Origin of the sequence: Candidatus Symbiopectobacterium sp. NZEC151 (genome assembly GCF_025962655.1) — a bacterium.
Taxonomy (GTDB): Bacteria; Pseudomonadota; Gammaproteobacteria; order Enterobacterales; family Enterobacteriaceae; genus Symbiopectobacterium.
The window spans coordinates 859794-885025 of the sequence record NZ_JAGFPE010000001.1; the positions used below are offsets into that span (position 1 = coordinate 859794).

Below are 25232 nucleotides of genomic sequence, written 5' to 3' on the forward strand. Positions count from 1 at the left end.
GGTTGTAAAATTACAAAAACCTTGCTGAGCGTCAAGCGGAATCGTGTCAATAGTTGCGGCAAGTCAAATCTGATGCGCAACGGTTGCACGAAAAAGCGCCGTAATGAAACTTAGGAACATCTTTCCCTTAAATGGGAGCGTTTGCACCAATATAAAGCCCGCAGGCCCGATAAATGTGATGAGTATCACAATTGCTGGGGCGTTGCGTGGTTACTCCCCATTTTAGTCGGAAAAAACGTTATGAGGATGTTAATTCTTGTTAAACTAAGCCATGCCAAACAGAAATGATGACGAGACAATCATGGATAAGCCAGCTTCAACGTCTGCACCAGCAGACAAGGGAACCTTGACGGAGATGCAACAGTACGTGACACAGCAACGTGGCACGGAACCCGCCTATTCAGGCAAACTGTTGCATAATAAACGCACCGGGGTGTATCACTGCCTGTGTTGCCAAAGCGCGCTGTTTTATTCCGACAACAAATATGACTCTGGATGCGGTTGGCCCAGCTTTGACCGGCCCGTGGCGAAGGGGGCAATTCGCTATTTGGAAGATTTTTCTCATAACATGCAGCGTATTGAAATTCGCTGCGGTAAATGCGATGCGCACTTGGGGCACGTGTTCCCCGACGGCCCGCAAACTACCGGTGAGCGTTACTGCGTCAACTCGGCCTCGTTAAGTTTTATCGATGGCACCGACGGTGGGAAAGTGGATGGCTGACGTTTCACAGTGATGTTTGTAGCTAAAACGTTTCAGCTTGCTGGGTTTTGTTCAAAAATAGCAATGACAGGATGGCAATCACGATGCTCGACAAACAGCTTGATGAGGTTGTGACGGCGCTGACGCCGGATATCTACCAACGCCTGGCAACCGCCGTGGAACTGGGCAAATGGCCTGATGGCGTTCCGCTGACAGCGGAGCAAAAAGAAAATTGCCTGCAAATGGTGATGCTGTGGCAGTCGCGCCATAATGTTGATGCGGAGCACATGACCATCAATACCGACGGTGAGTTGGTGATGAAAAGCAAGCAAGAGCTGAAGCAGGCGTTTGCCATCGACAACCTGATTCAGCGAGAACGACAGTAGCCGAGCCCCTGAATGCACAGGGGCGCAGTATTATGCGGAGTCATTTGCTGATGTTGCGATAAAGTCGGCCAGGCAAATGCGGCGCGCTCCGCGAGCCACCATGTCTACCAGGGCAGCCTCGCTGTCGTCCGGTTGGAGATTCACACCGCGGCAGCCCTCTTCAACGATCTGCACCTCATACCCGAGTGCCAGCGCATCGAGCACGGTAAATTTTACGCAGTAATCCGTTGCCAGCCCCATGATGGTCAACCGCGTGATGCCGCGTTGGCGCAACAGGTTATCCAGTGCGGTGGTGGCGCGTTTTCCGTTGTCGAAAAAAGCGCTGTAGCTGTCAATGTCAGGCTGAGTGCCTTTTTGTATCACCGCATCAAACGCATGATGATGAAGGCGCGGGTGGAACTCCGCACCTCGCGTACCCTGTACGCAGTGCACTGGCCACCAGATCTGCGCTAATCCTGCCAGTTCACCACACTCACCCACGACAGCGTCCGGATGATTGCTGGCGAAGCTCAGATGATTGGCCGGGTGCCAATCCTGGCTGGCAATGATGGGCATCCCGGCCTTCTGTGCCGCCGCTATCGCCACGTTGGCAACCTCAATGGTGACATCACCCTGTGCGACAGGCAGTGCGCCGTTCGGGCAAAAATCATTCTGCAAATCGACCAACAGCAGGGCATGATTGATGACTGCATGGTGTAGGACGGTAGGGTTCATGGCAGCTCCAGCATCCGGGTTAGGCGTCCTGAGTCAGTTCGCCGCGCAGGTCTTGTTGCATTAACTGGCGAATGGTATCCGGGGTTAAATCAGGCTGGCTCAGCAGATAATGCAGTTTAGTCAGCGCGGCTTCCACCGTCATATCAAAACCGCTGATCACACCGGCCTGCGCCAGCGCGTTGCCGGTGGCGTAGCCTTCCATGTTCACCCGTCCGGAAATGCACTGGGTGAGGTTAACCACCACGATACCGCGTGCCGATGCCTGACGCAGTTCGTCCAACAGCGCCGGGCTTTGCGGTGCATTCCCCACACCGTAAGAGCGCAATATCAGCGCTTTGACCGGCTGACGCAGGAAGTTACGCACCACATCCGCTGAAATTCCCGGATAAACGGTAATCACACCGATCGGTTGCGGGGTAATAGGATGCACGATCAGCGGCCCACTGGGGGTTTCCGATTGAGGCGGCACCAGGCGGCGTATATGAATACCGGCTTCTAGCAGCGTCGGGAAGTTGGGGGAGGCGAACGCATCAAAGCCGTCCGCATGGGCTTTCGTGGTGCGGTTACCGCGCAGCAGCTTGTTATTGAAAAACAGGCTGACTTCATTCACCGGGTGATTAGCCGCGACATACAGGGCGTTCAGCAGGTTGGTTTGTCCATCAGAACGCAACTCCGCTAACGGAATTTGTGACCCTGTCACAATGAGCGGCTTGGCCAGATTCTCCATAATGAAGGAGAGGGCTGACGCCGTGAAGGCCATGGTATCGGTGCCGTGCAGAATAACGAAGCCATCGTACTCATCGTAGTGCTGTTGAATATCCTCAGCAATGGCCTGCCAATCGGCAGGGGTCATGTCGGAGGAGTCAATCAGCGGATCATATTCATGGATGGTAAAATCAGGCATCTCCGGGCGATGAAACTCCGGCATGTTAGCCAGTTGCTGTTGCAGGTGACCAGATACCGGAATGTAACCATTGGCGGAGCGTTGCATACCAATAGTACCACCGGTATACGCGACATAGATGGATTTCTTTTGCATGCTGTTCTTATGAAAAAAGGGTGTGCTGATGAAAAAATGAAAAACAGCCCGACATACGCCGGGCTGAGGGAAAATCCAGTGTTACCCGGTTTATTTCACTTCACCGCAGGCCATGCAAAGCGCATAGCGATGCTGAGGATCGTTGAAGGTATTGAGCAACGCCGGTTGCGCTTGCACCACTTCAGCCAACTGCGCTACCGGAGCAGGCAACATCGCCTGAAGTCGGGCCGGTAACCAGGCGTGAGCGGCGGCGTTGACGCGGTTGAGCATCATATCCAGCAGGCTTGGCTGTTCCTCGAACCAGTTGAGCTGGTATTGGCCCAGCTTGGCCAGTTCGGCCGCTTTTTTGACCGCATCGTCAAAGTCACCCAACTGATCGACCAAACCGTTGGTCTTGGCGTCGTCACCGGTCCAAACGTGCCCTTGGGCGATTTTATCAATCTCTTCCGGGCTTTTCTTGCGTGACTGCGCCACCAGATCGACGAAGTTTTTATAACCGCGCTCGATGCTGATTTGCATCATTTGCGAAAACTCGGGCGGCAGCGTTTTGGTGATGCTGAGATCCGCTAACGGCGAGGTAGCCACGCCATCGGTATGCACGCCGATAGCACCAAGGGTATTTTCAAACGTGGTGATCACGCCAAATATCCCAATCGACCCGGTCAAGGTGCTCGAACTGGCGATAATGGCGTTGGCTGGCGTGGAGATCCAGTAGCCGCCGGACGCGGCCATACCGCCCATCGATACCACGATCGGTTTGCCAGCCAGACGTACTGCCATCAGCTCCGCGCGAATCTTCTCCGAGGCGGTTACGCTGCCACCGGGGCTATTGACGCGCAGCACGATCGCCTTGATTTTAGGGTCCAGTCTGGCCTGCCGAATGTGGGCCGCCGTGGTATCACCACCGACCACCCCCGGGGTTTCCGGACCGTCAACGATAGCGCCGCTGGCAAAGATCACCGCGATTTCCGCGCCGCTTTGGTTGGTCGGTTTTTCGCTGTAGTCATAAATGCTGGTGTAGTTGAAGCTCTGATTCTTGTTGTCCCAGCCGAAGGTTTTTACCAGCTTCTGTTCGATGACCGAACGGGATGCCACTTCGTCCACCAGTTTGTTATCCAGCGCATAGCGTGCCGGATCGCCTTGTACAGCCTGAAGGCCGGCGATAATCGCACTGGCACCGGGGAACAACTGTTGCGGTGTGATTTGGCGGTTTGCCGCAACCGTATTCAGGTAATTTTGCCACAATCCACCCACCCAGCGCATATCGGCTTCGCGCGCTTCGGGGGACATATCGTCACGCAGGAAGGGTTCTACCGCCGACTTGTAAGTACCGACGCGAAATACGTGGCTGGTCACATCCAGCTTTTCCAACAGCGATTTGTAATAGAGGCCATTGGTGGCGAAACCGCGCAGATCGACGTTACCCTGCGGGGTCAGCGAAATGGTGGTCGCGAAGCTGGCCAGATAGTATTGCGTTTGGCTGTAACTGTCACCGATCGCGAAAATGGGTTTGCCGCTGTCGCGGAATTCACGCAACGCCTTGCCAATATATTGCAGCGAGGGCTGGTCGGCGCCGACGAAATCACTCAGATCGAGCACCATACCGGTAATATTGCTGTCGGTTTTGGCCTGACGAATAGTGTTAACAATATCAAACAGCGAATTTTCCTGACGGCGATTGCTGGAAGCGCCAAAAAATTCCCTGCCTAACTGGCGCAGTTTATTATTCACCGTCGGTTTATCGACGATAACGCCGGTTATATCAACGAGCAGCGCGCCCTGCGGTGTTTGGGCCGGTGCATTTTTAAACTGCACATAAATGCCGACACCCACCAGAATCAACACAATCAGAAACAGATTAAGAATAAACTCGCGGGTGAAATTGAGCAGACGCCAAGTCCACTTGAAAAGTCCGCTAAAGATTCGCCACAGTGTGCGCATGTTATCTCCAAAAACGCCAAACATAATGCCTGCTCGCTGTTCCTTTTGAGGGCAATGCAAGCAGTAAAGGGTTGCCCCGCGACATTCACGCTAATATGGGCGAACTTACTCTCTATCCTAATGAGCGTATAGGAAAATGCCAACTTCATTAGTAGCTTCCGTTGATAAAAATGTGTCTATTTTGTAATGAAAAGCGATTGCCTGCACAGAAGAAAAAGGCATTATCCGTATCGGTCACAATAAAGGCGGTGCCTTCGCCTTTCGTCGTGCAGGAGACGACAAGCTGATTGGCCTCGATTTTTGGAATCAGCTAAAGGTGTACCATCTGCGTCACGACGCGAAGTGATCGCGGCGCAGCATTGAGCGCGTTGCAGCTCACTGCGTTGGATGCGCAGGCAGGCGTTTGCTGCTTGCGCATCATTACCTGCCAACCGCCAGAACAGCGCCAGTAACAATCAGAATCTCCCCGCATTATTACCGGTATCCGCTATGATAGGATTGCCATAAAACCGTTACTGACGCACCGCGAGTTGTGATACCGTGGCGCGCAATGACAGGTAATGGCAACGCGTGGCGCTGTTTTTCACGCAGGCCGTTCACAGGAGAAAAATGATGGATGCACTGGACTTGTTACTCAATCGCCGTTCGGCCTCGCGTTTGGCCGCTCCGGCACCGCAAGGCGACGCGTTAGCCAACATTATTCACGCCGGTATGCGCGCGCCAGACCACGGCACACTGCAACCGTGGCGTTTTGTGATTGCACAGGATGAGGGGCTGGCCCGCCTGAGTGAGGTATTGCACACCGCAGCTCAACAGGAAGGATTGGACGCCGCCGCACAGGACAAAGCCCGTCAGGCACCGTTTCGCGCCCCAATGGTCATCACCGTGATTGCACACTGCGAAGATCATCCCAAAGTGCCCAAATGGGAGCAGGTGATTTCTGCGGGCTGCGCGGTACAGGCGATGCAAATGGCTGCACTGGCGCAAGGGTTCAACGGTATCTGGCGCAGCGGTCTTTGGACTGAACACGAACTGGTGCGTGAAGCCTTCGGTTGCCGCGAACAAGATGAAATTGTTGGGTTCCTCTATTTGGGAACACCGCAACTGAAAGCGTCCACCACGGTTGTGCCGTTGGACACGGAAAAATTTGTTCGTTATTTCTGATAATGCGCCTGTTTATTGCTGAAAAACCCAGCCTCGCCCGAGCGATAGCCGATGTTTTGCCCAAACCTCATCGGCGAGGCGACGGCTATATTGCCTGCGGTTCACAGGATGTGGTTACCTGGTGCGTCGGGCATTTGCTCGAGCAGGCCCAGCCCGATGCCTATGATGCACGCTATGCGCGTTGGTCATTAGCCGATCTGCCGATTATCCCCGAAAAATGGCTGTTGATGCCGCGCCCGTCGGTGAGCAAGCAACTGAATGCCATCAAGAAGTTACTGGGTGAGGCGACCGAGGTAATTCATGCCGGTGACCCGGATCGCGAAGGGCAACTGCTGGTGGATGAAGTGCTGGAGTATTTGGCGTTGGCTCCGGAAAAACGCCAGCAGGTGCGGCGCTGCCTGATCAACGATCTCAATCCGCAAGCGGTGACGCGTGCGGTGGAACGCCTGCGCGATAACCGCGACTTTGTGCCGCTGTGCGTATCGGCACTGGCGCGTTCGCGCGCTGACTGGCTCTACGGCATCAACATGACCCGCGCCTATACCCTGTTGGGGCGCAATGCCGGCTATGACGGCGTGCTTTCCGTAGGACGGGTGCAAACGCCGGTGCTGGGGCTGGTGGTACGCCGTGATGAAGAGATCGAAAATTTCGTCGCCAAAGATTACTTTGAGGTCAAGGCGCACATTGTCACGCCCGCCGATGAACGCTTTGTGGCGCTGTGGCAACCGAGCGAATCCTGTGAACCGTATCAGGATGAAGAAGGGCGCCTGCTGCACCGTTCTTTGGCTGAACATGTGGTCAAACGCATTGCCGGACAGCCTGCCACCGTCACGGATTACACCGATAAGCGCGAGTCGGAAACGGCACCGCTGCCATATTCTCTCTCTGCATTGCAGATCGAAGCCGCGAAACGCTTTGGCCTGAGTGCACAGCAGGTGTTAGACACCTGCCAGCGGTTGTATGAAACCCATAAGCTGATTACCTATCCGCGTTCGGACTGCCGTTACCTGCCTGAAGAGCATTTTGCCGGGCGTCACGCGGTTATCAACGCGATTACGGTGCACGCCTCCGGGCTATTGCCGCAACCGGTGGTCAGTCTTGAGCGCCGTAACCGCTGTTGGGATGACAGCAAAGTCGATGCGCACCATGCGATTATTCCCACTGCACGCAGCGCCAACGTCTCGCTGAGCGACAACGAGCGTCAGGTGTATGGGCTGATTGCCCGACAGTATCTGATGCAGTTTTGCCCTGATGCGGTGTTTCGTAAATGCGTTATTACCCTCGATATCGTCGGGGGGAAATTTATTGCCAAAGCGCGTTTTCTGGCCGATGCGGGCTGGCGTGCGCTGCTGGGTGCCAAGGAGCGCGACGACGAAAACGACGGCCTGCCGCTGCCAGTGGTGGCTAAAGGAGATGTGCTGCTGTGTGAGAAAGGTGAAGTGGTGGAGCGGCAAACCCAGCCTCCACGTCCATTTACCGATGCCACGTTGCTCTCCGCCATGACCGGTATTGCCCGTTTCGTGCAAGACAAAACGCTGAAGAAAATATTGCGTGAAACCGATGGCCTCGGCACCGAAGCCACGCGTGCAGGCATTATTGAGCTACTCTTTAAACGAAGCTTTCTGTTTAAAAAAGGGCGTTACATTCACGCCAGCGAAGCGGGGCGGGCGCTGATTCATGCATTACCGCCTAGCGCCGCGTTGCCGGATATGACCGCCAACTGGGAAGCCACCTTGACGCTGATCAGTGAAAAAAAACATCGTTATCAAGATTTTATGCAACCGCTCACCGAAACCCTGAGCGGATTGATAGCGCAAGCGCGGCAAAACCGGTCCGCATCGGCGTTTCGCGGGCTGCAAGCACCACAAAAAACACAGAAGAAAACACGTAAACCCACGGCGAAAAAGGCCGCGAAGGAGCAGAACGGATGAAATCATCACAGGTGATGTTGTTTGTCGGCGCACTGGCCTCTCTGCCCGCGTGGGCGCAATCTGCCGCGACGACCATGCCCGTGCCCTCTCGGGGCAACACGGATATCGTGGTTGGCGTACCGCCCAGTGTGATTTGGGGCGATAACAATGGTTCGACGCGGCGAGAGCCACAAAACCACTGTATGCGTTGCTGCGTGTTTGAGAACCGTAATTATACCGAAGGTGCCGTGGTGCGAACGGAAGGCGTGTTGTTGCAGTGCACGCGTGACAGGCAAACGTTGGGCACCAATAATCTGATTTGGCAGGTGCTGAAACAGTAATGGTTTTAGAGACAGGGCAGCCGCGAGCGGCTGCCGGTGCGGGGTGTTACAGCCCAGAGAACGTGGCCCAAATCGGCGCGTGGTCGGACGGCTTTTCCATGCCGCGAATCTCATAATCAATATCGCTGGCGGTGCAGTGCGATGCCAATCCCTGACTGGCGAGGATTACATCGATACGCAGGCCGCGGTTGTCATCAAAACCGGCAGAGCGGTAGTCAAACCAGGAATAGCGATCGGTACTGTCTGGCGCCAGCGCGCGGAAGGTATCGACCAATCCCCATCCCAGCAGGCGCGCCATCCATTCACGCTCTTCGGGTAAAAACGAACACTTACCGGTGCGCAGCCAGCGCTTACGGTTTTCTTCGCCAATGCCAATGTCCAGATCCGTCGGGCTGATATTGATATCCCCCATAACGATCAGCGGCTGTTCCGGGGTGTGATGCTGTGTCAGATAGCTCTGCAAGTCGGCATAGAAGCGCGTTTTGGCCGGGAATTTCACCGGATGGTCGCGACTCTCGCCCTGCGGGAAATAACCATTGATCACGGTCAGCGTGCCAGCGGGTGTGGCAAAATCCGCCATGATGATGCGCCGCTGAGCATCGGGTTCGTCGGTCGGAAAGCCGTAGCGCACGGCAATCGGTGTCTCTTTACACAACAATGCGACGCCATAGTGGCCTTTTTGCCCGTAGTAGTAGACCTGATAGCCGAGCTTGCGTATCTCTTCGAAGGGAAACATATCATCGTGCACTTTGGTTTCCTGCAAGCCAATGATATCCGGCTGATGCTGGGCGATGATGGCGGCCAGTTGGTGCGGGCGAGCACGCAGCCCATTGATATTAAAAGAAATAACTTTCATCTTCACTGCCATGTCAGGAAATTGTGACGCTGATGGTATCAGAAAAAACAGGCAAAGGTCACGCCAGAGGCGCACGGCGGATGCTATCTCAGGTCTGCCGAACGAACGGAAGGTTGAAGTAGCGATAGTAAGCCCTTATACTTCGCAGCTCGCAGGAGAGAGGACCGCGCAACGCGCGACCCGCCGAAGGCGCAAACTCCCATAATCGCTCAGGCCACCTTACTGCACTTTGTTGATACGCCGACTGGAGAGCGGTGTGCACGCTGCTTAGCGGCGTAGCCACCCACCGAAGGGGCAAGCGGCGTAAGCTGCATAAACTCTCAGGTAAAACGGACAGGGGGAGAGGCACATTTCACAGGAAAATTTGTGTGCTTACTTACATCTATCTGATCGCTATTACCGCAGAAGGCATGTCCGGCGCATTGGCCGCCGGGCGCAGGAACATGGATATTTTTGGTGTGGCGATGATCGCCTTTATCACCGCACTGGGCGGTGGCACCGTTCGTGATATTCTGCTCGGCAACTATCCCATTGGCTGGACGCAACACCCCGGCTATATCTATCTGACGATTGGTGCTGGCCTGTTCACTATCGTCATTGCCCGTATCATGCACCACCTGCATCGACTGTTCCTGATCCTGGACGCCATGGGGCTGATTGCCTTTACCATTATCGGCTGCAACGTAGCACAGAAGCTGAACTACTCCTTTACCGTGGTGATTATGGCCGGGATTGTTACCGGGATCTTCGGCGGTATTCTGCGCGACATCTTCTGCAACCGCACGCCGATGGTACTCAGAAAGGAGCTCTATGCCAGCGTATCACTGCTGGTAGCGCTGCTTTATCTCGGACTGAAAGCGTTACAGGTAGACCACGATATTAATCTGCTGGTGTCGTTTACGCTGGGGCTGTCGCTGCGTCTGGCGGCGATCCGCTGGTCATGGCAGTTGCCAGTATTTTCATACTCGCCGGGCAGTTGGAAAGGCAAAGCGTAAGAGATGTGGGGAACCGCACCGTAATCGGTAACAAAACAGCGTAATGTTGCTTCTTCATGACAATGTAGCAGACGGATCTGATCGTCTTCAGCTATCAGGATAATATGAAGAACAACTTCAACGTTTTTGTCGCGAGTTCTGCGTTTTCACTACTGGGAATAGAAATTTACCACATTACGCTGCCTTTGTTGGCGTTGAGTCTCAGCCTTGACCCTGTTCAGATTAGCTGGTGTGTGTTTGCCTTTTATTGTCCGGTGATTTTTATCAAAATAATATCCTCACCGCGCATAGAAAAATCAAATAAAATCAATGTACTAAAATTTAGCGAGTGTGGGCGCATCCTCTGTCTGGCGCTATTCCTGCTATTTCTCACCTTGTTCCGCGATGCCAGTTTCCTGTGGATTCTGGCGGTTTCACTCGCTTATGGCGTATTTACCGTGTTTACCGAAGTGGCTGAGCCTGTTCTTATCAAAGGGTTGCTTCAGGGCCATGCGTCTACTTCAGCCTTGTCAACCTACGAGATACGAACCCGCGCTGTTCAACTGGTGGCGCCCGCGCTGTGTGGATACCTGATATCCGTGAATGTTTTCTTTCCCTATTCCGTCAACCTGATATTTTCGCTGTTAGCCGTGTGCTTGCTGTTCATGATGCGTATCGATGTTCCGCAGACAGTAAGTCCTGCTCATTCCACGATGGGTGCGGATATTCAACAGGCATTTCGCTGGTTGCGAGACAATAAATTGTTTACCGTCATCGTTGCGCTGACGGCGGTTAACAATTTTCTGCATCCGATTCTCTATCTGACCGTGATATGGAGCCTGAAAGCGCAAAATACCGCCTTTGAAATAACCGGCCTGGTGCTTTCTGGGCTGGGAGCAGGCGGTCTTATCGGCAGCTTTATTTCACGCAAAGTGATTAGGGTATTGTCGCTCAGGCAGTTGGTTCTCACCGTAAACCTGGCCCGCGTGCTGATTTTTTTCGGATTTGTTGTTTTCACCGATCCCGTATCGATCTTTGTGCTGTTTGTCCTTAAAGCCATTATGGGGGGGATCTGGAACGTCAGCTATAACGTGTACACCCTTCAGCAGATGCCGCTCAAACTGGCGGCAAGGATTTCCGCGGTGAGTGGCACGATGGTTAAAATCAGCGCCGGTATTGGTAGCCTGGTGGCCGGTTATTCTTTAGGTTTTATCGGGGCAGACCTGACGCTGATTACCCTGGCTTCGTTGACCTTGTTCATGCTCTCCGGCTCTTTTGTCTGCAAAAAAGAGTACGGTAAATACCACGAGCAAAAAGCGTTAGAAGGGTAGGGAGTAAAATTAATATGCTAACAGGGAAGTGGAGTAAACAGTGAAGGTAAACCGGTGCAACGGACGCTGCGAGATGGTGGTGGGGGAAGGATTCGAACCTTCGAAGTCTGTGACGGCAGATTTACAGTCTGCTCCCTTTGGCCGCTCGGGAACCCCACCATGGCCTAACTGATTGTGCGCTTTCTTAGTAAGCGGGGCGCATCATACCAAATGCGCCGCCCCTGTAAAGCCCGAACGCAAAAAAACGCGTTTGTTTGCCGTTTTTTCACACGTGTTGCGGATTTTCCACTCAACGTTGAGTGGAAAAACAGCGGCTTAAAGAATAATGGTGCGATTGCCGTAAACGAAAACCCGTTGTGCCAGCACGCGGTAAAGGGCACGACTCAGGACGTTTTTCTCGACGTCGCGGCCGGCACGCATCATGTCATCGGCGGTATAAGTGTGATCAACGTTAATCACATCCTGCATGATGATCGGACCTTCATCCAGACTGTCGTTCACGTAGTGCGCGGTAGCACCGATGATCTTCACGCCGCGCTCATAGGCCTGATGGTAAGGGCGCGCACCGATGAACGCAGGCAGGAACGAGTGGTGAATATTGATCACCCGATTCGGGTAGTGCTGCACAAAAGCAGGCGTCAACACGCGCATGTATTTGGCCAACACCACGTAATCCGGCTTGTAGGCATCAATCTGCTCAATCATCACCTGGTCGTGCGCTTCGCGGGAAAGCCCTTCATGGCTCACCAGATGGAACGGGATATCAAAACGCTCAACCAGCGTCTGCAACGTATCGTGGTTGCCAATCACCGCGGCGATTTCAACATCCAGACCACCGTAGGCGCTCTTCATCAGCAAATCGCCCAGACAGTGCGCTTCTTTGGTAACCAGAACCACGATGCGACGACGGCCCGCATCGCTCAGTTCACGCACGGAACCTTCCGGCAACGCACCGTCCAAATCGGCCAACAGCGTGGTGTCATTGAAGATCCCTTCTAATTCGGTACGCATGAAAAAGCGCCCGGTACGGTGATCGACAAATTCATTGTTCTGCACAATGTTTAATTCGTGCTTGTAGCAGATGTTGGTAATTTTCGCGATAAGCCCCTTTGCATCGGGGCAAATGGTACGCAACACTTTTCGTTGTATTGCCTGAGATTGCATCGTTTGGGATTGCATGGAAATAAGAACCCTGTCCAAAATCGTCTGTCATCATGCCCGAAAGCTGCTACGTGCGTGCGATTTATCGCCGCGATAAGGGGAAGCATGCCACCGGGTTACATTTTTTGCCGTACACTACGCGCCTATCCACGCCCGCAGCACTGTTTGTATTTTTTGTCCGAACCGCACGGACAGCGATCGTTTCTGCCTGTTTGCAGATGCACGCCATCTACATAGTACCAGCGATCGAGGCGACGAAGGAAGCGCGAGCGCTCGCGCATCAACGAGGTTCGCGCTGGCTGGGCGGTATCGGTATAGCGCGCGGCGAATTCGACATAGCCTTCCTCCGCATCGCGGCCCGGGCTGGTAGCCAGCACGTTCAACTTTTGCCACTGCGTATCCTGAGCGCTTTCGGTGATTGAGGCACGCCATTTTTCAGGCTGAAGCGCCGGGTCCCAGGTAGCGATAAGATAATCAACGTCATGGGCCACGTAAGCACAATAGCGTGAACGCATTAATGCTTCTGGCGTGGGTGCGATGTCGGTGCGTTGCAGATAGGGAAGGCAGCATGCGGTATACTGCTTGCCACTACCGCAGGGACAGCTTTGCGGCACGGTGACTCCTGAATGTATTACTAACAGTAAAAAAAATTAAAAAATATCGATATTTGCGTGAAAATAACTCAACGGCGTGGCGATATGTTACCTAACAATCTCGGTGAGTGGCAATGTGCGCTAAAATGAATAGCGAGATGAGAAGGATATCATGAAGCAAAGAAAGATTGGTTTGGCGCTGGGATCGGGTGCGGCAAAAGGATGGGCCCATATTGGTGTCATTCAAGCACTGACCGAAATGGGTATCGTGGTCGATGTAGTCGCGGGCTGCTCTGTCGGGGCCTTGGTGGGGGCGGCTTATGCCACCAATCGCTTGAATGCCATGGCGCGCTGGGTGAGCGGGTTTCATCATTGGGATGTGATTCGCCTGATGGATCTCTCCTGGCAGCGCGGCGGATTATTACGAGGCGATCGGGTATTTAACCAGGTGCGACACATCTTGCGTACCCAGCAGATAGAGGAGTGTGCTATCAAGTTCGGGGCGGTGGCGACCAACCTGACAACGGCACGCGAGCTGTGGCTGACCGAGGGCGATCTGCACCATGCAATCCGCGCCTCGTGCAGCATGCCGGGGCTGTTTGCGCCCGTGCGACACAATGCCTATTGGCTGGTTGATGGTGCCGTGGTGAACCCGGTGCCGGTTTCTTTGGCTCGCGCGCTGGGCGCTGACGTGGTGATTGCGGTGGATTTGCAGCATAACGCAACGCTGGGACATGACGACATGCTGTCAGTGGCCGCGATGGCTGAGGAGAACCCTGCGGATTAGACGTCGCTCAACTGGCAGCACAAGCTCCGGCGGCGCTTGTCGATGGGATTGCAGCGTCAGCGTGCCAACCGCGCACCTTCAGCAATGGATATCATGACGGCCTCCATTCAGGTGTTGGAAAACCGTTTAAAAATGCATCGTATGGCTGGCGACCCGCCTGATGTGGTGGTGCAGCCCTATTGCCCGCAAATTGCCACGCTGGATTTTCACCGTGCGCAAGAGGCGATTGCCGCAGGACGCCTGGCGGTTGAGAAAAAGCAGGATGAATTGCAACTGTTGGTAAACCGAGAGGCAGTCTAGTGCGAGTCGCTGCGCCCTGATGGGTAGTGAAGCGGTTAAAAGTGTAGAGTGGCAGGGGTTAAGGCCGAACAACGCGAGGGAATTTGCATGAAGTTGACGTATGAGGTCATCGATGGGTCAGCCATTAACAGATAAGCACATTTTGATTGTTGAAGATGAGGCGGTGTTTCGTTCAGTGATCGCTGGCTATCTGACATCGCTCGGTGCGTCTGTGCGTGAAGCTGTCAACGGGGTTGATGCATTAGCCGTGATGCAAGACTATCACCCTGATTTGATCGTGTGCGATTTGGAAATGCCGCTGATGGGCGGCATTGAGTTCGTTGAAACGCTCAGATTGCACGATAATCGCACGCCGATTCTGGTGGTGTCTGCCACCAGTCAGATGGGAGATGTCGCCAAAGTACTGCGCCTGGGCGTACAGGACGTGATGCTCAAACCTATCCGCGATTATGCGCGCTTGCGCGAAGCCGTGATGACCTGCATGTATCCCGACATGTTTACTTCTCAACTCAACGAAGTTGAGCAGTTGATGGAGGACATGGATTCACTCAATCAATCGCCAGACGCGGTCAATCAACTGCTGGCGCAGCTACAGCCGCCGGTGCAACAAAAAATGGCAGGTTGCAGCGTGCGTTATCGCCAACTGACCTCATTGGAGCAACCGGGTCTGGTGCTGGATATTGCCGCGTTGTCTGATGATGATTTGGCGTTCTATTGCCTTGATGTGACGCAAGCTGTGAACAATAACGGCACGCTGGCCGCCCTGTTGCTGCGCACGCTGTTTAACGGGTTGTTGCAAGAGCACCTGGCTAATCAGCAACACCGTCTGCCCGAATTGCCCGTCTTGCTGCGACAGGTCAACCAATTGCTGCGCCAGGCCAATCTTAATGGGCGTTTTCCGCTGCTGGTGGGCTACTATCACCGGGGATTGAAACGACTCATCCTCATTTCAGCCGGTTTGCATGCCATGCTGAACGCGGGAGAGGAGCAGTTGGTGCTAAACAATGGCATTCCGCTCGGCACCCTGGATGGGGCATATCTTAACCAATTAAACTATGAGTGCGCCGCTTTCGAATGTCAGGTGTGGGGACGCGGTGGACGCTTACGACTGATGTTATCAACAGATTGAACGCCCGCGCCGTGTGATGAAGCCTACGGAATAGTCTGATAGGCGCTCATCATGCAATTTGTTGCATACTCTTCTCTTTCGTAATTAATTTTTATTTCCTACTATATAAAGCGTTGTTTTATTTTTATCATAGCCATCGCGTTTACCGGGTGTCGTCTCTGGCCGAGCAGGCTGGTGTATCCCGAATTAAACCCGGCAATAAAGTTCATTATTTGAACGGTATATCAGAGGTTGTTATGTCAACGGTGAATAAAAAAGTTAGAAAAGCGGTCATCCCCGTCGCAGGGCTAGGGACTCGGATGCTGCCGGCAACAAAAGCGATTCCAAAAGAAATGTTGCCGCTGGTGGATAAGCCGCTCATTCAATACGTCGTCAATGAGTGTATCGCCGCAGGCTTGAACGAAATTATTTTAGTAACACATTCATCCAAAAACTCCATTGAAAACCACTTCGATACCAGTTTTGAGCTGGAAGCGATGCTGGAAAAGCGTGTTAAACGTCAATTGCTGGAAGAAGTTCAGTCTATTTGCCCGAAACATGTCACCATCATGCAAGTACGTCAGGGACTGGCAAAAGGATTGGGGCACGCCGTTATGTGCGCACATCCTTTGGTAGGGGATGAGCCCGTCGCCGTTATTTTGCCCGACGTTATCATTGATGAATTTGAATCCAATCTGAAGAAAGACAACCTGAGTGAAATGCTGGCGCGTTTCTCCGAAACGGGTCACAGCCAAATTATGGTTGAACCGGTTGAAGAAGTGAGCAGCTATGGCGTTGTTGATTGCAAAGGGCAGACATTACAGCCTGGCGACAGTGCACCGATGGTGGGCGTAGTAGAAAAACCCAAGGCCTCAGAGGCGCCTTCAAATTTGGCGATTGTCGGTCGCTATGTGCTTTCGGCTGATATTTGGTCTCTGCTGGAAAAAACACCGCCGGGAGCAGGTAATGAAATCCAGTTAACGGATGCTATTGCCATGTTGATGGAAAAAGAAACCGTGGAAGCTTACCACCTTAAAGGTGTAAGCCACGACTGCGGAAACAAATTGGGTTACATGCGTGCATTTGTAGAATACGGCCTGCGTCACAATACGCTGGGTAATGATTTTGCCGCATGGCTTAATGAAACCGTTAATGAAAATGATGTGAAATAACCGGGTTCGATGGCGCTTTGCCTGTGGTTCGCGGGGCGTCACGAAAAACGGATATAAAAAAACCCCGGTTACCGGGGTTTTTGCTAAATAAGCACATCGATTCCGATGGGGAATTACAGCAGGAAATCGTCCAGCGATTTACCTTGCTCTTCAATAGCTTTCTTGATCACGGCAGGGGTGCGGCCTTGGCCAGTCCAGGTTCTTGCTTCGCCGTTTTCATCGGTATATTGATATTTTGCCGGGCGCGCGGCTCGTTTGCTTTTGCCCGGCGTTTTGGCTGCGCCCAAAGATTGCAACAGTTCATTCGGGTCGATGCCGTCAGCAATCAACATATCGCGATATTGCTGTAATTTGCGGGTACGCTCTTCGATTTCAGCTTGCGCCTGATTATCTTCGTCACGACGCTCATTGACAACGACTTCCAGTTTTTCCAGCATTTCTTCCAAAGTATCCAGGCTGCATTCTCTTGCCTGGGCGCGCAGAGTACGGATGTTGTTTAGAACCTTTAGTGCTTCGCTCATTGTGATAATCTCAAATAATATTATTGGTGGCGTATGTAGGGTGATAATAGATGGCTATTTTATTTTCTGCAATAGTCAAATTTGTAAGATTGTTAAAAAATGGCGTTTTTAAAACCGATATCACGTTGCTGCTCAGTGAAATAAAACCACGTTGTTAACGAATGAAATACCGGTTACTTGAGTATTACTCCGCACGCTGCGTTAAAGCGGTCAACGGCGCTGCTGACTGGGCGCGATATAAGCATTTTTTATACCCGGCAACGTTTACCTGTCGTCAGGTTGTCGCGTCGATAAACACAAATCAAGTTACTCGTTCCCTTACTCACAAGAGGGCGATTCCGCGTTGTTCTTGCCAATATCATACAATGCTAATTATTTACGCTAAATATCGCTCATGCTGTTAATGTTTTCCCCTGTATAGGAATTTTCACAATTGTCTATCGCCTTATATACGCCGATTACCTACGCCATTGTGGCGGTGATGGCGGCGTGAGCCCGACGTTTTGCCGCTCACGGCCCTTGGGGCAGCAAAGGCAAGCGGGCACCCCGGTTATTTCAAAATATGATACAATGCGCCGCCGCGCGTTGCGCGGGTAAAGCGCTCTTTTGGGGTTATAAACATGGCACAACTTTATTTTTATTACTCGGCAATGAACGCGGGAAAGTCTACCGCATTATTACAGTCCTCTTATAACTACCAGGAACGGGGGATGAGGACGCTGATTTTAACCGCTGAAATAGACCACCGTGATGGTATCGGGCGGGTCAGCTCGCGTATTGGACTTTCCGCCCCGGCCCTGGTGTTTAATTTACAAACTGATTTGTATACCGTATTGGTTAATGCGCAACGTGAGCAGCCGGTGCACTGTATATTAATCGATGAGTGTCAGTTTTTAACCCGTGAGCAGGTGAACCAGCTGTCGGACATTGTCGATGAACTGGATATTCCGGTGCTGTGCTACGGCCTACGTACTGATTTTCAGGGCGAATTATTCTCCGGCAGCCAGTATTTGCTCGCCTGGGCGGATAAGCTTATCGAGTTGAAAACGGTGTGCCATTGCGGGCGCAAAGCCAATCGGGTGCTGCGGCTTGATGCGCAGGGCAACCCGCTGCGTGAAGGTGAACAGGTGGTGATCGGCGGCAATGAGCGCTATGTGTCGGTCTGTCGCAAACACTACAAAAGCGCATTGGGATTAATCCGCGCGTGAACACAGGCAGGTAAAAGATAGGCAGATAAAAAACCCCAGCGAGGCGGTGCGTCGCTGGGGTAAAGGAGGCCCCCACCTTAACGGCAAGGGCGGGTTAGCACTTCTCAGCTAGCCTTTTTGCCTTTTTTCTCGGTTTTTGCCGGGGCTTTCTCTTCTTCAACACGCTCCGTATACGGACGGCCGTAGTAGGTGTCCAGCATGATCTGTTTCAGCTCAGCGATCAGCGGATAGCGCGGGTTGGCACCGGTACACTGATCGTCAAAGGCATCTTCAGACAGCTTGTCCACTTTCGCCAGGAAATCAGCTTCCTGCACGCCAGCCTCGCGAATCGAGGTGGGGATGCCCAGTTCAGTTTTGATTTCATCTAACCAGGTCAACAGCTTCTCAATCTTCGCGGCGGTGCGATCGCCGGGTGCGCTCAGCCCCAGATGATCGGCCACTTCGGCATAACGACGACGCGCTTGCGGACGGTCGTATTGACTGAATGCGGTCTGCTTGGTCGGGTTGTCGTTGGCGTTATAACGAATGACGTTAGCGATCAGCAGGGCATTGGCCAAACCGTGCGGAATATGGAACTCGGAACCCAGCTTGTGCGCCATGGAGTGGCAGACCCCAAGGAAGGCGTTGGCAAAGGCGATACCGGCGATGGTGGCGGCGTTGTGAACGCGTTCACGCGCAACCGGGTTTTTTGCGCCGTCACGGTAGCTGGCTGGCAAGTTCTCTTTGAGCAGCTTCAATGCCTGCAACGCTTGTCCATCAGAATATTCGTTGGCAAGCACCGAAACGTAGGCTTCAAGTGAGTGGGTAACCGCATCCAGGCCGCCAAAGGCGCACAAGGATTTCGGCATGTTCATCACCAGATTCGCATCAACGATAGCCATATCCGGGGTTAGCGCATAGTCAGCCAGTGGGTATTTTTGCCCTGTGGCGTCGTCCGTTACTACGGCGAACGGCGTCACTTCAGAGCCGGTGCCGGAGGTGGTGGTAACGGCAATCATCTTCGCCTTCACACCCATTTTCGGGAATTTGTAGATACGCTTACGGATATCCATAAAGCGCAGGGCTAACTCTTCGAAATGGGTATCCGGGTGCTCGTACATGACCCACATGATTTTGGCCGCGTCCATCGGCGAACCGCCACCGAGTGCGATGATCACGTCAGGTTTGAACGCTTGCATTTGTTCAGCGCCTTTGCGCACGATGCTCAGCGTCGGATCGGCTTCCACTTCAAAGAACACGTCGGTTTCCAAGCCGTGCTGTTTCAGCACCGAGGAGATTTGATCCACATAGCCGTTGTTAAACAAGAAACGGTCAGTGACGATAAAGGCGCGTTTGTGACCATCCTGGGCCACTTCTTCCAGTGCGATGGGCAAGGAGCCACGACGGAAATAGATGGATTTCGGAAGTTTATGCCACAACATATTTTCAGCTCGCTTGGCTACCGTTTTCTTGTTAATCAAGTGTTTGGGTCCGACGTTTTCTGAAATGGAGTTACCGCCCCAGGAGCCGCAGCCCAGGGTCAGCGACGGCGCCAGCTTAAAGTTGTACAGATCGCCGATACCGCCCTGAGAGGCTGGCGTATTGATTAAAATACGCGCGGTTTTCATCATCGCCCCGAAGTGGTTGACGCGTGCCAGCTGGTTATCCTGATCGGTATACAGACAGGAGGTGTGACCGATACCGCCCATGGCGACCAGTTTCTCGGCTTTGGCGACGGCGTCGTCAAAATCTTTGGCGCGATACATGGCAAGCGTTGGCGACAGTTTCTCGTGGGCAAAAGGTTCTGACTCGTCCACGTTGACCACTTCGCCAATCAGCACTTTAGTGCCAGCGGGGGCGGTAAAGCCGGCCATCTCAGCAATTTTTGGCGCTGCCTGACCTACAATCGCCGCGTTGAGCGAGCCATTTTTCAAAATGATCGATTGGATGGCTTCGAGCTCTTTACCTTGCAGCAGATAGCCACCGTGGGTTGAAAAACGTTCCCGCACCGCGTCGTAAACGCTGTCGACTACAATCACCGACTGTTCAGACGCACAGATCACACCGTTATCGAAGGTTTTCGACATCAGAATCGAGGCAACGGCGCGTTTGATATCTGCCGTTTCATCGATCACCACCGGTGTATTGCCTGCGCCCACCCCGATGGCCGGTTTGCCGGAACTGTAGGCGGCTTTTACCATACCGGGACCGCCGGTGGCGAGGATCATATTGATGTCCGGGTGGTGCATTAACTGGTTGGACAATTCAACGGAAGGCTCATCAATCCAGCCAATAATGTCTTTCGGTGCGCCGGCTGCGATGGCGGCCTGGAGTACGATGTCTGCGGCTTTGTTGGTGGCATTCTTGGCGCGCGGGTGCGGCGAGAAGATAATGCCATTACGGGTTTTTAAACTGATGAGCGCTTTGAAAATGGCGGTGGAGGTCGGGTTGGTCGTCGGGACAATCCCGCACAGCAACCCGATAGGCTCGGCGATGGTAATGGTGCCGAAGGTGTCATCCTGGGACAAAATGCCGCAGGTTTTATCATCCTTATAAGCATTGTAGATATATTCAGAGGCAAAGTGGTTTTTAATCACTTTATCTTCCACGATACCCATACCCGATTCCGCTACCGCCATTTTAGCCAGCGGAATGCGGGCGTCGGCGGCGGCGAGGGCGGCGGCACGAAAGATTTGATCGACTTGCTCTTGAGAAAAATTGGCGAAGACCTGCTGTGCCTTCTTTACGCGTTCAACCAATGCGTTCAGTTCAGCAACGTTTGTTACGGCCATAATGCTCTCCTGATAATGTTAAACTCTTTCAGGCAATGATCTGCCAAACCCTGTGCTGCCAAATCATTATTACAAAACGCTAAGTATAGATAACGACATCGCATTCGTGGCTGAATGCAGGGTTTACCTACTCATTGCCTGAAAGGGCTGTGGGTCAGCGGTGGCGTAATCTCCTCTCTTCCCGGTGGGTGATAGTGGTTCATTCCGCATCTTCTGTTTAACACTGTGAAAGCAGCATACCTATTAGTGGGTGCCTTTTGTGTGATCTTCATCCCGATTCAAAAATGCTGACTCCTTTCAGCAAGCATATTTGTTAACTGCTGTGGTTATTTGTAGTGTTATTGTTGCTTTTGTTGGTATTTATAACCTGCCATAGGCGGGAAAATATTTGGATTATTCTCTGAATATTTCGATTACCATAAAATTATTCACCTGTTACTTGCGTGAGAATAGCCCGTCGTTTATTGCGTCATTTCAGAATGGGCAGCGGTTGACCAGAATAACGTTTGAAACACTTTCCAGGAAACGTCTTGCATTTCCGTCAGAGCGGTTAGTCTTGACGGAATCCATGTGATATCAATGTGATAACATAGAGAGGACAGGAGATATGGACAACGGGTTATCGGGTTACGCTGTTTCACAAAAAGGAGATGCGACGCAAAAACGGCGTCAATGGCTGACGGGGACGACACGACTGGCCGCAACCGTGGCATTGCTGCTCGGCACGTGGGGAGGCGCTGTTCTTGTCGCGGAGGCGGCACCGCCGCCCGGCGCACTGTTAGCCAAGGATCAAGTGCTGGTGCGCAACAACGGTGCGGAAGTGGCCTCCCTCGATCCGCATAAGATAGAAGGCGTGCCAGAGTCCAACGTCTCGCGCGATCTGTTGGAAGGGCTGGTGATTACCGATCCGAATGGAAAAATAGTGCCCGGTGTGGCCGAGCGTTGGGAAAATAAAGATTTCCGCGTTTGGACTTTCCATTTACGCAAAGACGCGCGTTGGTCAAACGGCGATCTCGTCACCGCGCAGGATTTTGTCTACAGTTGGCAACGATTAGCCGATCCGGCAACCGCTTCGCCTTATGCCAGCTACTTGCAGTACGGACATATCGTCAACATTGACGACATTATAGCTGGAAAGAAAACGCCGGACACGTTGGGCGTCAAAGCCGTGGATGACCATACGCTGGAGGTGACGCTGAGCGAAGCGGTGCCTTATTTTGATAAACTTCCGGTTTATCCTGCCATGTCGCCCGTTAATCGTTCCGCGGTTGAAAAGTTCGGTGAGAAATGGACCCAGCCAGAACATTGGGTGGGGAACGGTGCCTATACCTTGAAAAATTGGGTTGTCAATGAACGCCTGGTTTTAGCGCGCAACCCTCACTACTGGGATAATGCCCATACTACCATTGAGCAGGTGACGTATTTACCCATCTCCTCAGAAGTGACGGACGTAAATCGCTATCGCAGCGGTGAAATTGATATCACCTACACCAATTTACCGATTGAACTGTTTCAAAAAATGAAGCAGGAAATACCTGATGAAGTGAAGGTGACACCTTATTTGTGCTCTTATTATTACGAAATTAATAACCAACGTGCACCTTTTACTGATGTGCGGGTGCGTCAGGCGCTGCGTTTAGGGCTCGATCAGGCGATTTTGACCAACAAGGTCAAAAACCAAGGTGATATGCCTGCTTATGGATTCGTACCACCGTATATTGATGGCTTAAAAGCCAGCGTGCCTGAATGGTTTACCTGGCCGCAGGAGAAACGTAATGCCGAGGCCAAGCGACTATTGCGTGAAGCAGGGTATTCGCCCGAAAAGCCGTTGACGCTGACGCTGCTTTATAATACTTCCGATCTGCACAGGAAAATGGCGATTGCCGCCGCGTCGCTCTGGAAGCAAAATATCGGCGTGAATGTGAAATTGGAAAATCAGGAATGGAAAACGTTTCTCAGCACGCGCCATCAAGGGAATTATGATCTGGCGCGCGCCGGGTGGTGTGCGGATTATAATGAGCCGTCGTCATTTTTGAACAGCATGTTATCGGACAGCAGCTCAAATACCTCACATTACAAAAGCGCGGCGTTTGATGCGTTTATGGTGAAATCACTGCAAGTGACCAATGACGAAGCGCGCACGGCCGTGTATCAACAGGCCGAAACGCAATTGGATCGCGATGCGGTGACGATACCGATATTTTATTACGCCAATACCCGGTTGGTGAAACCGTATGTCGGCGGCCTGACCGGAAACGATCCGCTCGACAATATTCATGTGAAAGATCTTTATATTTTGCAACATTAACGCCGTCCCTGAATGTGCTTCGCTGCTCTCTTGCCGAAAAAAATCCTCGGTGAAGAGGGGGCGAGCACAGTAACAGGTGCCATGCCTTTATAGGTAGAACCATGCTGAAATTTATACTGCGTCGTTGTCTGGAAGCGATACCGACGCTGTTTGTATTGATTACGATCTCGTTCTTTATGATGCGGCTAGCGCCGGGAAGTCCTTTTACTGGCGAACGCAATTTGCCCCCGGAAGTGATGGCAAATATTGAGGCCAAATACCATCTCAACGATCCGGTATTGAAGCAATATGGTAATTACCTGCTGCAATTGGTACAGGGGGATTTTGGCCCGTCATTTAAATATAAGGACTACTCGGTTAACGATCTGGTGGCGAGTGCATTTCCCGTTTCCGCGAAACTGGGTGCGGCCGCCTTCGTGTTTGCCGTGTTATTGGGCGTGACGGCAGGTACCGTAGCGGCGCTGTATCAAAATAGCCGTTGGGACTACACCATTATGGGATTTGCCATGACCGGCGTGGTGATCCCCAGTTTTGTGGTTGCGCCCCTCTTGGTGCTGGTGTTCTCGATTACCTTGCGCTGGCTGCCCGCCGGGGGATGGAACGGTGGGGCGGGAAAATATGTATTACTGCCGATGGTGGCGCTGTCGCTCTCCTACATCGCCAGTATCGCGCGCATCACGCGCGGCGCGATGATCGAAGTGCTGCACGCCAATTTTATCCGCACCGCGCGCGCCAAAGGGTTGCCGATGCGCCACATCATTCTGCGCCATGCGCTAAAGCCGGCCTTGTTGCCGGTGCTCTCCTACATGGGCCCGGCGTTTGTCGGCATTATTACCGGTTCAATGGTGATCGAGACCATTTTTGGTCTGCCGGGCATTGGGCAACTGTTTGTTAACGGTGCATTAAACCGGGACTATTCTCTGGTGCTCAGCCTGACCATACTGGTGGGCGGTTTGACGATCCTGTTTAACGCCATCATCGATGTGTTGTATGCCGTCATCGATCCCAAAATTCGTTATTGAGTGAGGTGAGGATGTTTAGAAAGCAGAATCATCACGCGCTAATGCAGATGGGGCAATCATTGGACATCAAAGGACGCAGCCTCTGGCAGGATGCCGGGCGGCGGTTTATGCATCACCGGGCCGCCGTGGCGAGCCTGATGATGCTGGGGAGCATTGCGCTGTTTGTTACGCTGGCTCCGCTGTTGTCCCCTTTCAATTTTGCCGATACGGATTTTGCCATGATGTCGCAGGGACCGGATTTGGCCTCAAAGCACTATTTTGGTACCGATTCTAACGGCCGCGATCTGCTGGTGCGCGTTGCCATCGGCGGGAGAATTTCGTTGATGGTGGGCATTGCCGCCGCGCTGATTGCTGTGCTGGTGGGGACGCTGTACGGGGCCATTTCGGGTTACGCGGGCGGCAAGGTCGATTCCATCATGATGCGCTGGCTGGAGATCCTGAACTCCTTCCCGTTTATGTTTTTCGTCATTCTGCTGGTGACCTTTTTTGGGCAGCAGCTACTGTTGATCTTTATTGCGATTGGCATGGTGTCGTGGCTCGATATGGCGAGAATTGTGCGCGGGCAGACGCTCAGCCTCAAACGTAAAGAGTTTATCGAAGCGGCAGTGGTGTGCGGCGTTTCTACCACGGGCATTGTGTTACGCCATATCGTGCCAAATGTGCTGGGCGTCGTGGTGGTTTACGCGTCATTGCTGGTTCCCAGCATGATCCTGTTCGAATCGTTTTTAAGTTTTCTTGGGCTGGGCGTGCAAGAGCCGCTCAGCAGCTGGGGCTCGCTGCTCAATGACGGAGCGAACTCAATGGAAGTGTCGCCTTGGCTGCTGCTGTTTCCGGCCGCGTTTTTGGTTGTCACCCTGTTTTGTTTTAATTTTATCGGCGATGGCTTACGGGATGCCCTGGACCCGAAGGATCGTTAAGGAGCCGC

21 protein-coding genes, 1 tRNA gene, 1 pseudogene and 1 riboswitch are annotated in these 25232 nt (G+C 52.9%); of the genes and pseudogenes, 14 read left to right on the forward strand and 9 right to left on the reverse strand.

Features of this window, described 5'->3' with window-relative positions:
* The first annotated feature begins 301 nt into the window (after positions 1–301).
* Positions 302–721 carry a peptide-methionine (R)-S-oxide reductase MsrB gene (gene msrB / locus J5067_RS03970; protein ID WP_264642609.1) on the forward strand — a complete coding sequence of 140 codons (420 nt, stop codon included), beginning with the start codon at positions 302–304 and terminating at the stop codon, positions 719–721.
* An 83-nt stretch (positions 722–804) separates the two neighbouring features.
* Positions 805–1086 carry a YeaC family protein gene (locus J5067_RS03975; RefSeq protein WP_264650481.1) on the forward strand — a complete coding sequence of 94 codons (282 nt, stop codon included), beginning with the start codon at positions 805–807 and terminating at the stop codon, positions 1084–1086.
* A 30-nt stretch (positions 1087–1116) separates the two neighbouring features.
* Here the strand turns inward: J5067_RS03975 and pncA are convergent, their stop codons facing one another.
* From pncA to sppA, 3 genes are all read right to left on the reverse strand, one after another.
* Positions 1117–1770: a bifunctional nicotinamidase/pyrazinamidase gene (gene pncA / locus J5067_RS03980; protein WP_264628309.1), complete on the reverse strand. Its 654-nt coding sequence runs from the start codon at positions 1768–1770 to the stop codon at positions 1117–1119.
* Positions 1771–1819: 49 nt separating this feature from the next.
* The gene (gene ansA / locus J5067_RS03985; protein WP_264642611.1) at positions 1820–2839 is read right to left on the reverse strand and encodes an asparaginase; all 1020 of its coding nucleotides are present in this window, start codon (positions 2837–2839) and stop codon (positions 1820–1822) included.
* Between the two features lie 90 nt (positions 2840–2929).
* Complete coding sequence (gene sppA, locus J5067_RS03990) at positions 2930–4780, reverse strand: signal peptide peptidase SppA (protein ID WP_264650482.1); 1851 nt, start codon at positions 4778–4780, stop codon at positions 2930–2932.
* A 612-nt stretch (positions 4781–5392) separates the two neighbouring features.
* Between sppA and J5067_RS03995 the strand changes: the two genes are divergently transcribed.
* The 3 genes from J5067_RS03995 to J5067_RS04005 all read left to right on the forward strand — a co-directional run bounded on the left by J5067_RS03995 (position 5393) and on the right by J5067_RS04005 (position 8195).
* Complete coding sequence (locus J5067_RS03995) at positions 5393–5944, forward strand: NAD(P)H nitroreductase (RefSeq protein WP_264650842.1); 552 nt, start codon at positions 5393–5395, stop codon at positions 5942–5944.
* Positions 5945–5946: 2 nt separating this feature from the next.
* Positions 5947–7875: a DNA topoisomerase III gene (locus J5067_RS04000; RefSeq protein WP_264642613.1), complete on the forward strand. Its 1929-nt coding sequence runs from the start codon at positions 5947–5949 to the stop codon at positions 7873–7875.
* A 74-nt stretch (positions 7876–7949) separates the two neighbouring features.
* On the forward strand, positions 7950–8195 hold the full coding sequence (locus J5067_RS04005; RefSeq protein WP_264643719.1) for a YnjH family protein: 246 nt from the start codon (positions 7950–7952) through the stop codon (positions 8193–8195).
* Between the two features lie 46 nt (positions 8196–8241).
* Here the strand turns inward: J5067_RS04005 and xthA are convergent, their stop codons facing one another.
* On the reverse strand, positions 8242–9051 hold the full coding sequence (xthA, locus tag J5067_RS04010) for an exodeoxyribonuclease III (RefSeq protein WP_264642614.1): 810 nt from the start codon (positions 9049–9051) through the stop codon (positions 8242–8244).
* A 142-nt stretch (positions 9052–9193) separates the two neighbouring features.
* A riboswitch (glycine riboswitch) is annotated at positions 9194–9286 on the forward strand.
* 133 nt (positions 9287–9419) lie between these two features.
* Between xthA and J5067_RS04015 the strand changes: the two genes are divergently transcribed.
* On the forward strand, positions 9420–10046 hold the full coding sequence (locus J5067_RS04015; protein WP_264642615.1) for a trimeric intracellular cation channel family protein: 627 nt from the start codon (positions 9420–9422) through the stop codon (positions 10044–10046).
* A gap of 104 nt (positions 10047–10150) precedes the next feature.
* Complete coding sequence (locus tag J5067_RS04020; protein ID WP_264650483.1) at positions 10151–11356, forward strand: MFS transporter; 1206 nt, start codon at positions 10151–10153, stop codon at positions 11354–11356.
* Positions 11357–11430: 74 nt separating this feature from the next.
* Here J5067_RS04020 and J5067_RS04025 read toward each other — a convergent pair.
* From J5067_RS04025 to J5067_RS04035, 3 genes are all read right to left on the reverse strand, one after another.
* Positions 11431–11515, reverse strand: a tRNA-Tyr gene (locus J5067_RS04025).
* 156 nt (positions 11516–11671) lie between these two features.
* Positions 11672–12520: a formyltetrahydrofolate deformylase gene (gene purU / locus J5067_RS04030; protein WP_264643720.1), complete on the reverse strand. Its 849-nt coding sequence runs from the start codon at positions 12518–12520 to the stop codon at positions 11672–11674.
* Positions 12521–12660: 140 nt separating this feature from the next.
* Positions 12661–13131 (reverse strand): YchJ family protein, encoded by a 471-nt coding sequence (locus J5067_RS04035; RefSeq protein WP_264642617.1) that lies wholly within the window; start codon positions 13129–13131, stop codon positions 12661–12663.
* A gap of 151 nt (positions 13132–13282) precedes the next feature.
* Here J5067_RS04035 and rssA point away from each other — a divergent pair.
* The 3 genes and pseudogenes from rssA to galU all read left to right on the forward strand — a co-directional run bounded on the left by rssA (position 13283) and on the right by galU (position 16477).
* Positions 13283–14197, forward strand: a pseudogene (gene rssA / locus J5067_RS04040) (patatin-like phospholipase RssA).
* Positions 14198–14309: 112 nt separating this feature from the next.
* Entirely contained in the window at positions 14310–15326 is a 1017-nt protein-coding gene (gene rssB / locus J5067_RS04045) for a two-component system response regulator RssB (RefSeq protein ID WP_264643721.1), read from the forward strand.
* A gap of 236 nt (positions 15327–15562) precedes the next feature.
* Positions 15563–16477, forward strand: coding sequence for a UTP--glucose-1-phosphate uridylyltransferase GalU (gene galU / locus J5067_RS04050; RefSeq protein WP_264642619.1), 915 nt, complete (start codon positions 15563–15565; stop codon positions 16475–16477).
* Between the two features lie 113 nt (positions 16478–16590).
* Here galU and hns read toward each other — a convergent pair whose 3' ends face one another.
* On the reverse strand, positions 16591–16998 hold the full coding sequence (gene hns, locus J5067_RS04055; protein ID WP_222160708.1) for a histone-like nucleoid-structuring protein H-NS: 408 nt from the start codon (positions 16996–16998) through the stop codon (positions 16591–16593).
* A 620-nt stretch (positions 16999–17618) separates the two neighbouring features.
* Here hns and J5067_RS04060 point away from each other — a divergent pair.
* Entirely contained in the window at positions 17619–18206 is a 588-nt protein-coding gene (locus J5067_RS04060; protein WP_264650484.1) for a thymidine kinase, read from the forward strand.
* Between the two features lie 104 nt (positions 18207–18310).
* On the opposite strand, the gene adhE is transcribed toward J5067_RS04060, so the two are convergent.
* Positions 18311–20977 (reverse strand): bifunctional acetaldehyde-CoA/alcohol dehydrogenase, encoded by a 2667-nt coding sequence (gene adhE / locus J5067_RS04065; RefSeq protein ID WP_264650485.1) that lies wholly within the window; start codon positions 20975–20977, stop codon positions 18311–18313.
* Positions 20978–21584: 607 nt separating this feature from the next.
* Between adhE and oppA the strand changes: the two genes are divergently transcribed.
* The 3 genes from oppA to oppC all read left to right on the forward strand — a co-directional run bounded on the left by oppA (position 21585) and on the right by oppC (position 25224).
* Positions 21585–23285 (forward strand): oligopeptide ABC transporter substrate-binding protein OppA, encoded by a 1701-nt coding sequence (oppA, locus tag J5067_RS04070; protein WP_264650486.1) that lies wholly within the window; start codon positions 21585–21587, stop codon positions 23283–23285.
* A 101-nt stretch (positions 23286–23386) separates the two neighbouring features.
* A complete protein-coding gene (oppB, locus tag J5067_RS04075; RefSeq protein WP_264642622.1) occupies positions 23387–24307 on the forward strand; it encodes an oligopeptide ABC transporter permease OppB in 921 nt (306 codons plus the stop codon).
* 11 nt (positions 24308–24318) lie between these two features.
* Positions 24319–25224, forward strand: coding sequence for an oligopeptide ABC transporter permease OppC (gene oppC, locus J5067_RS04080; RefSeq protein WP_264650487.1), 906 nt, complete (start codon positions 24319–24321; stop codon positions 25222–25224).
* Positions 25225–25232: the final 8 nt, after the last annotated feature.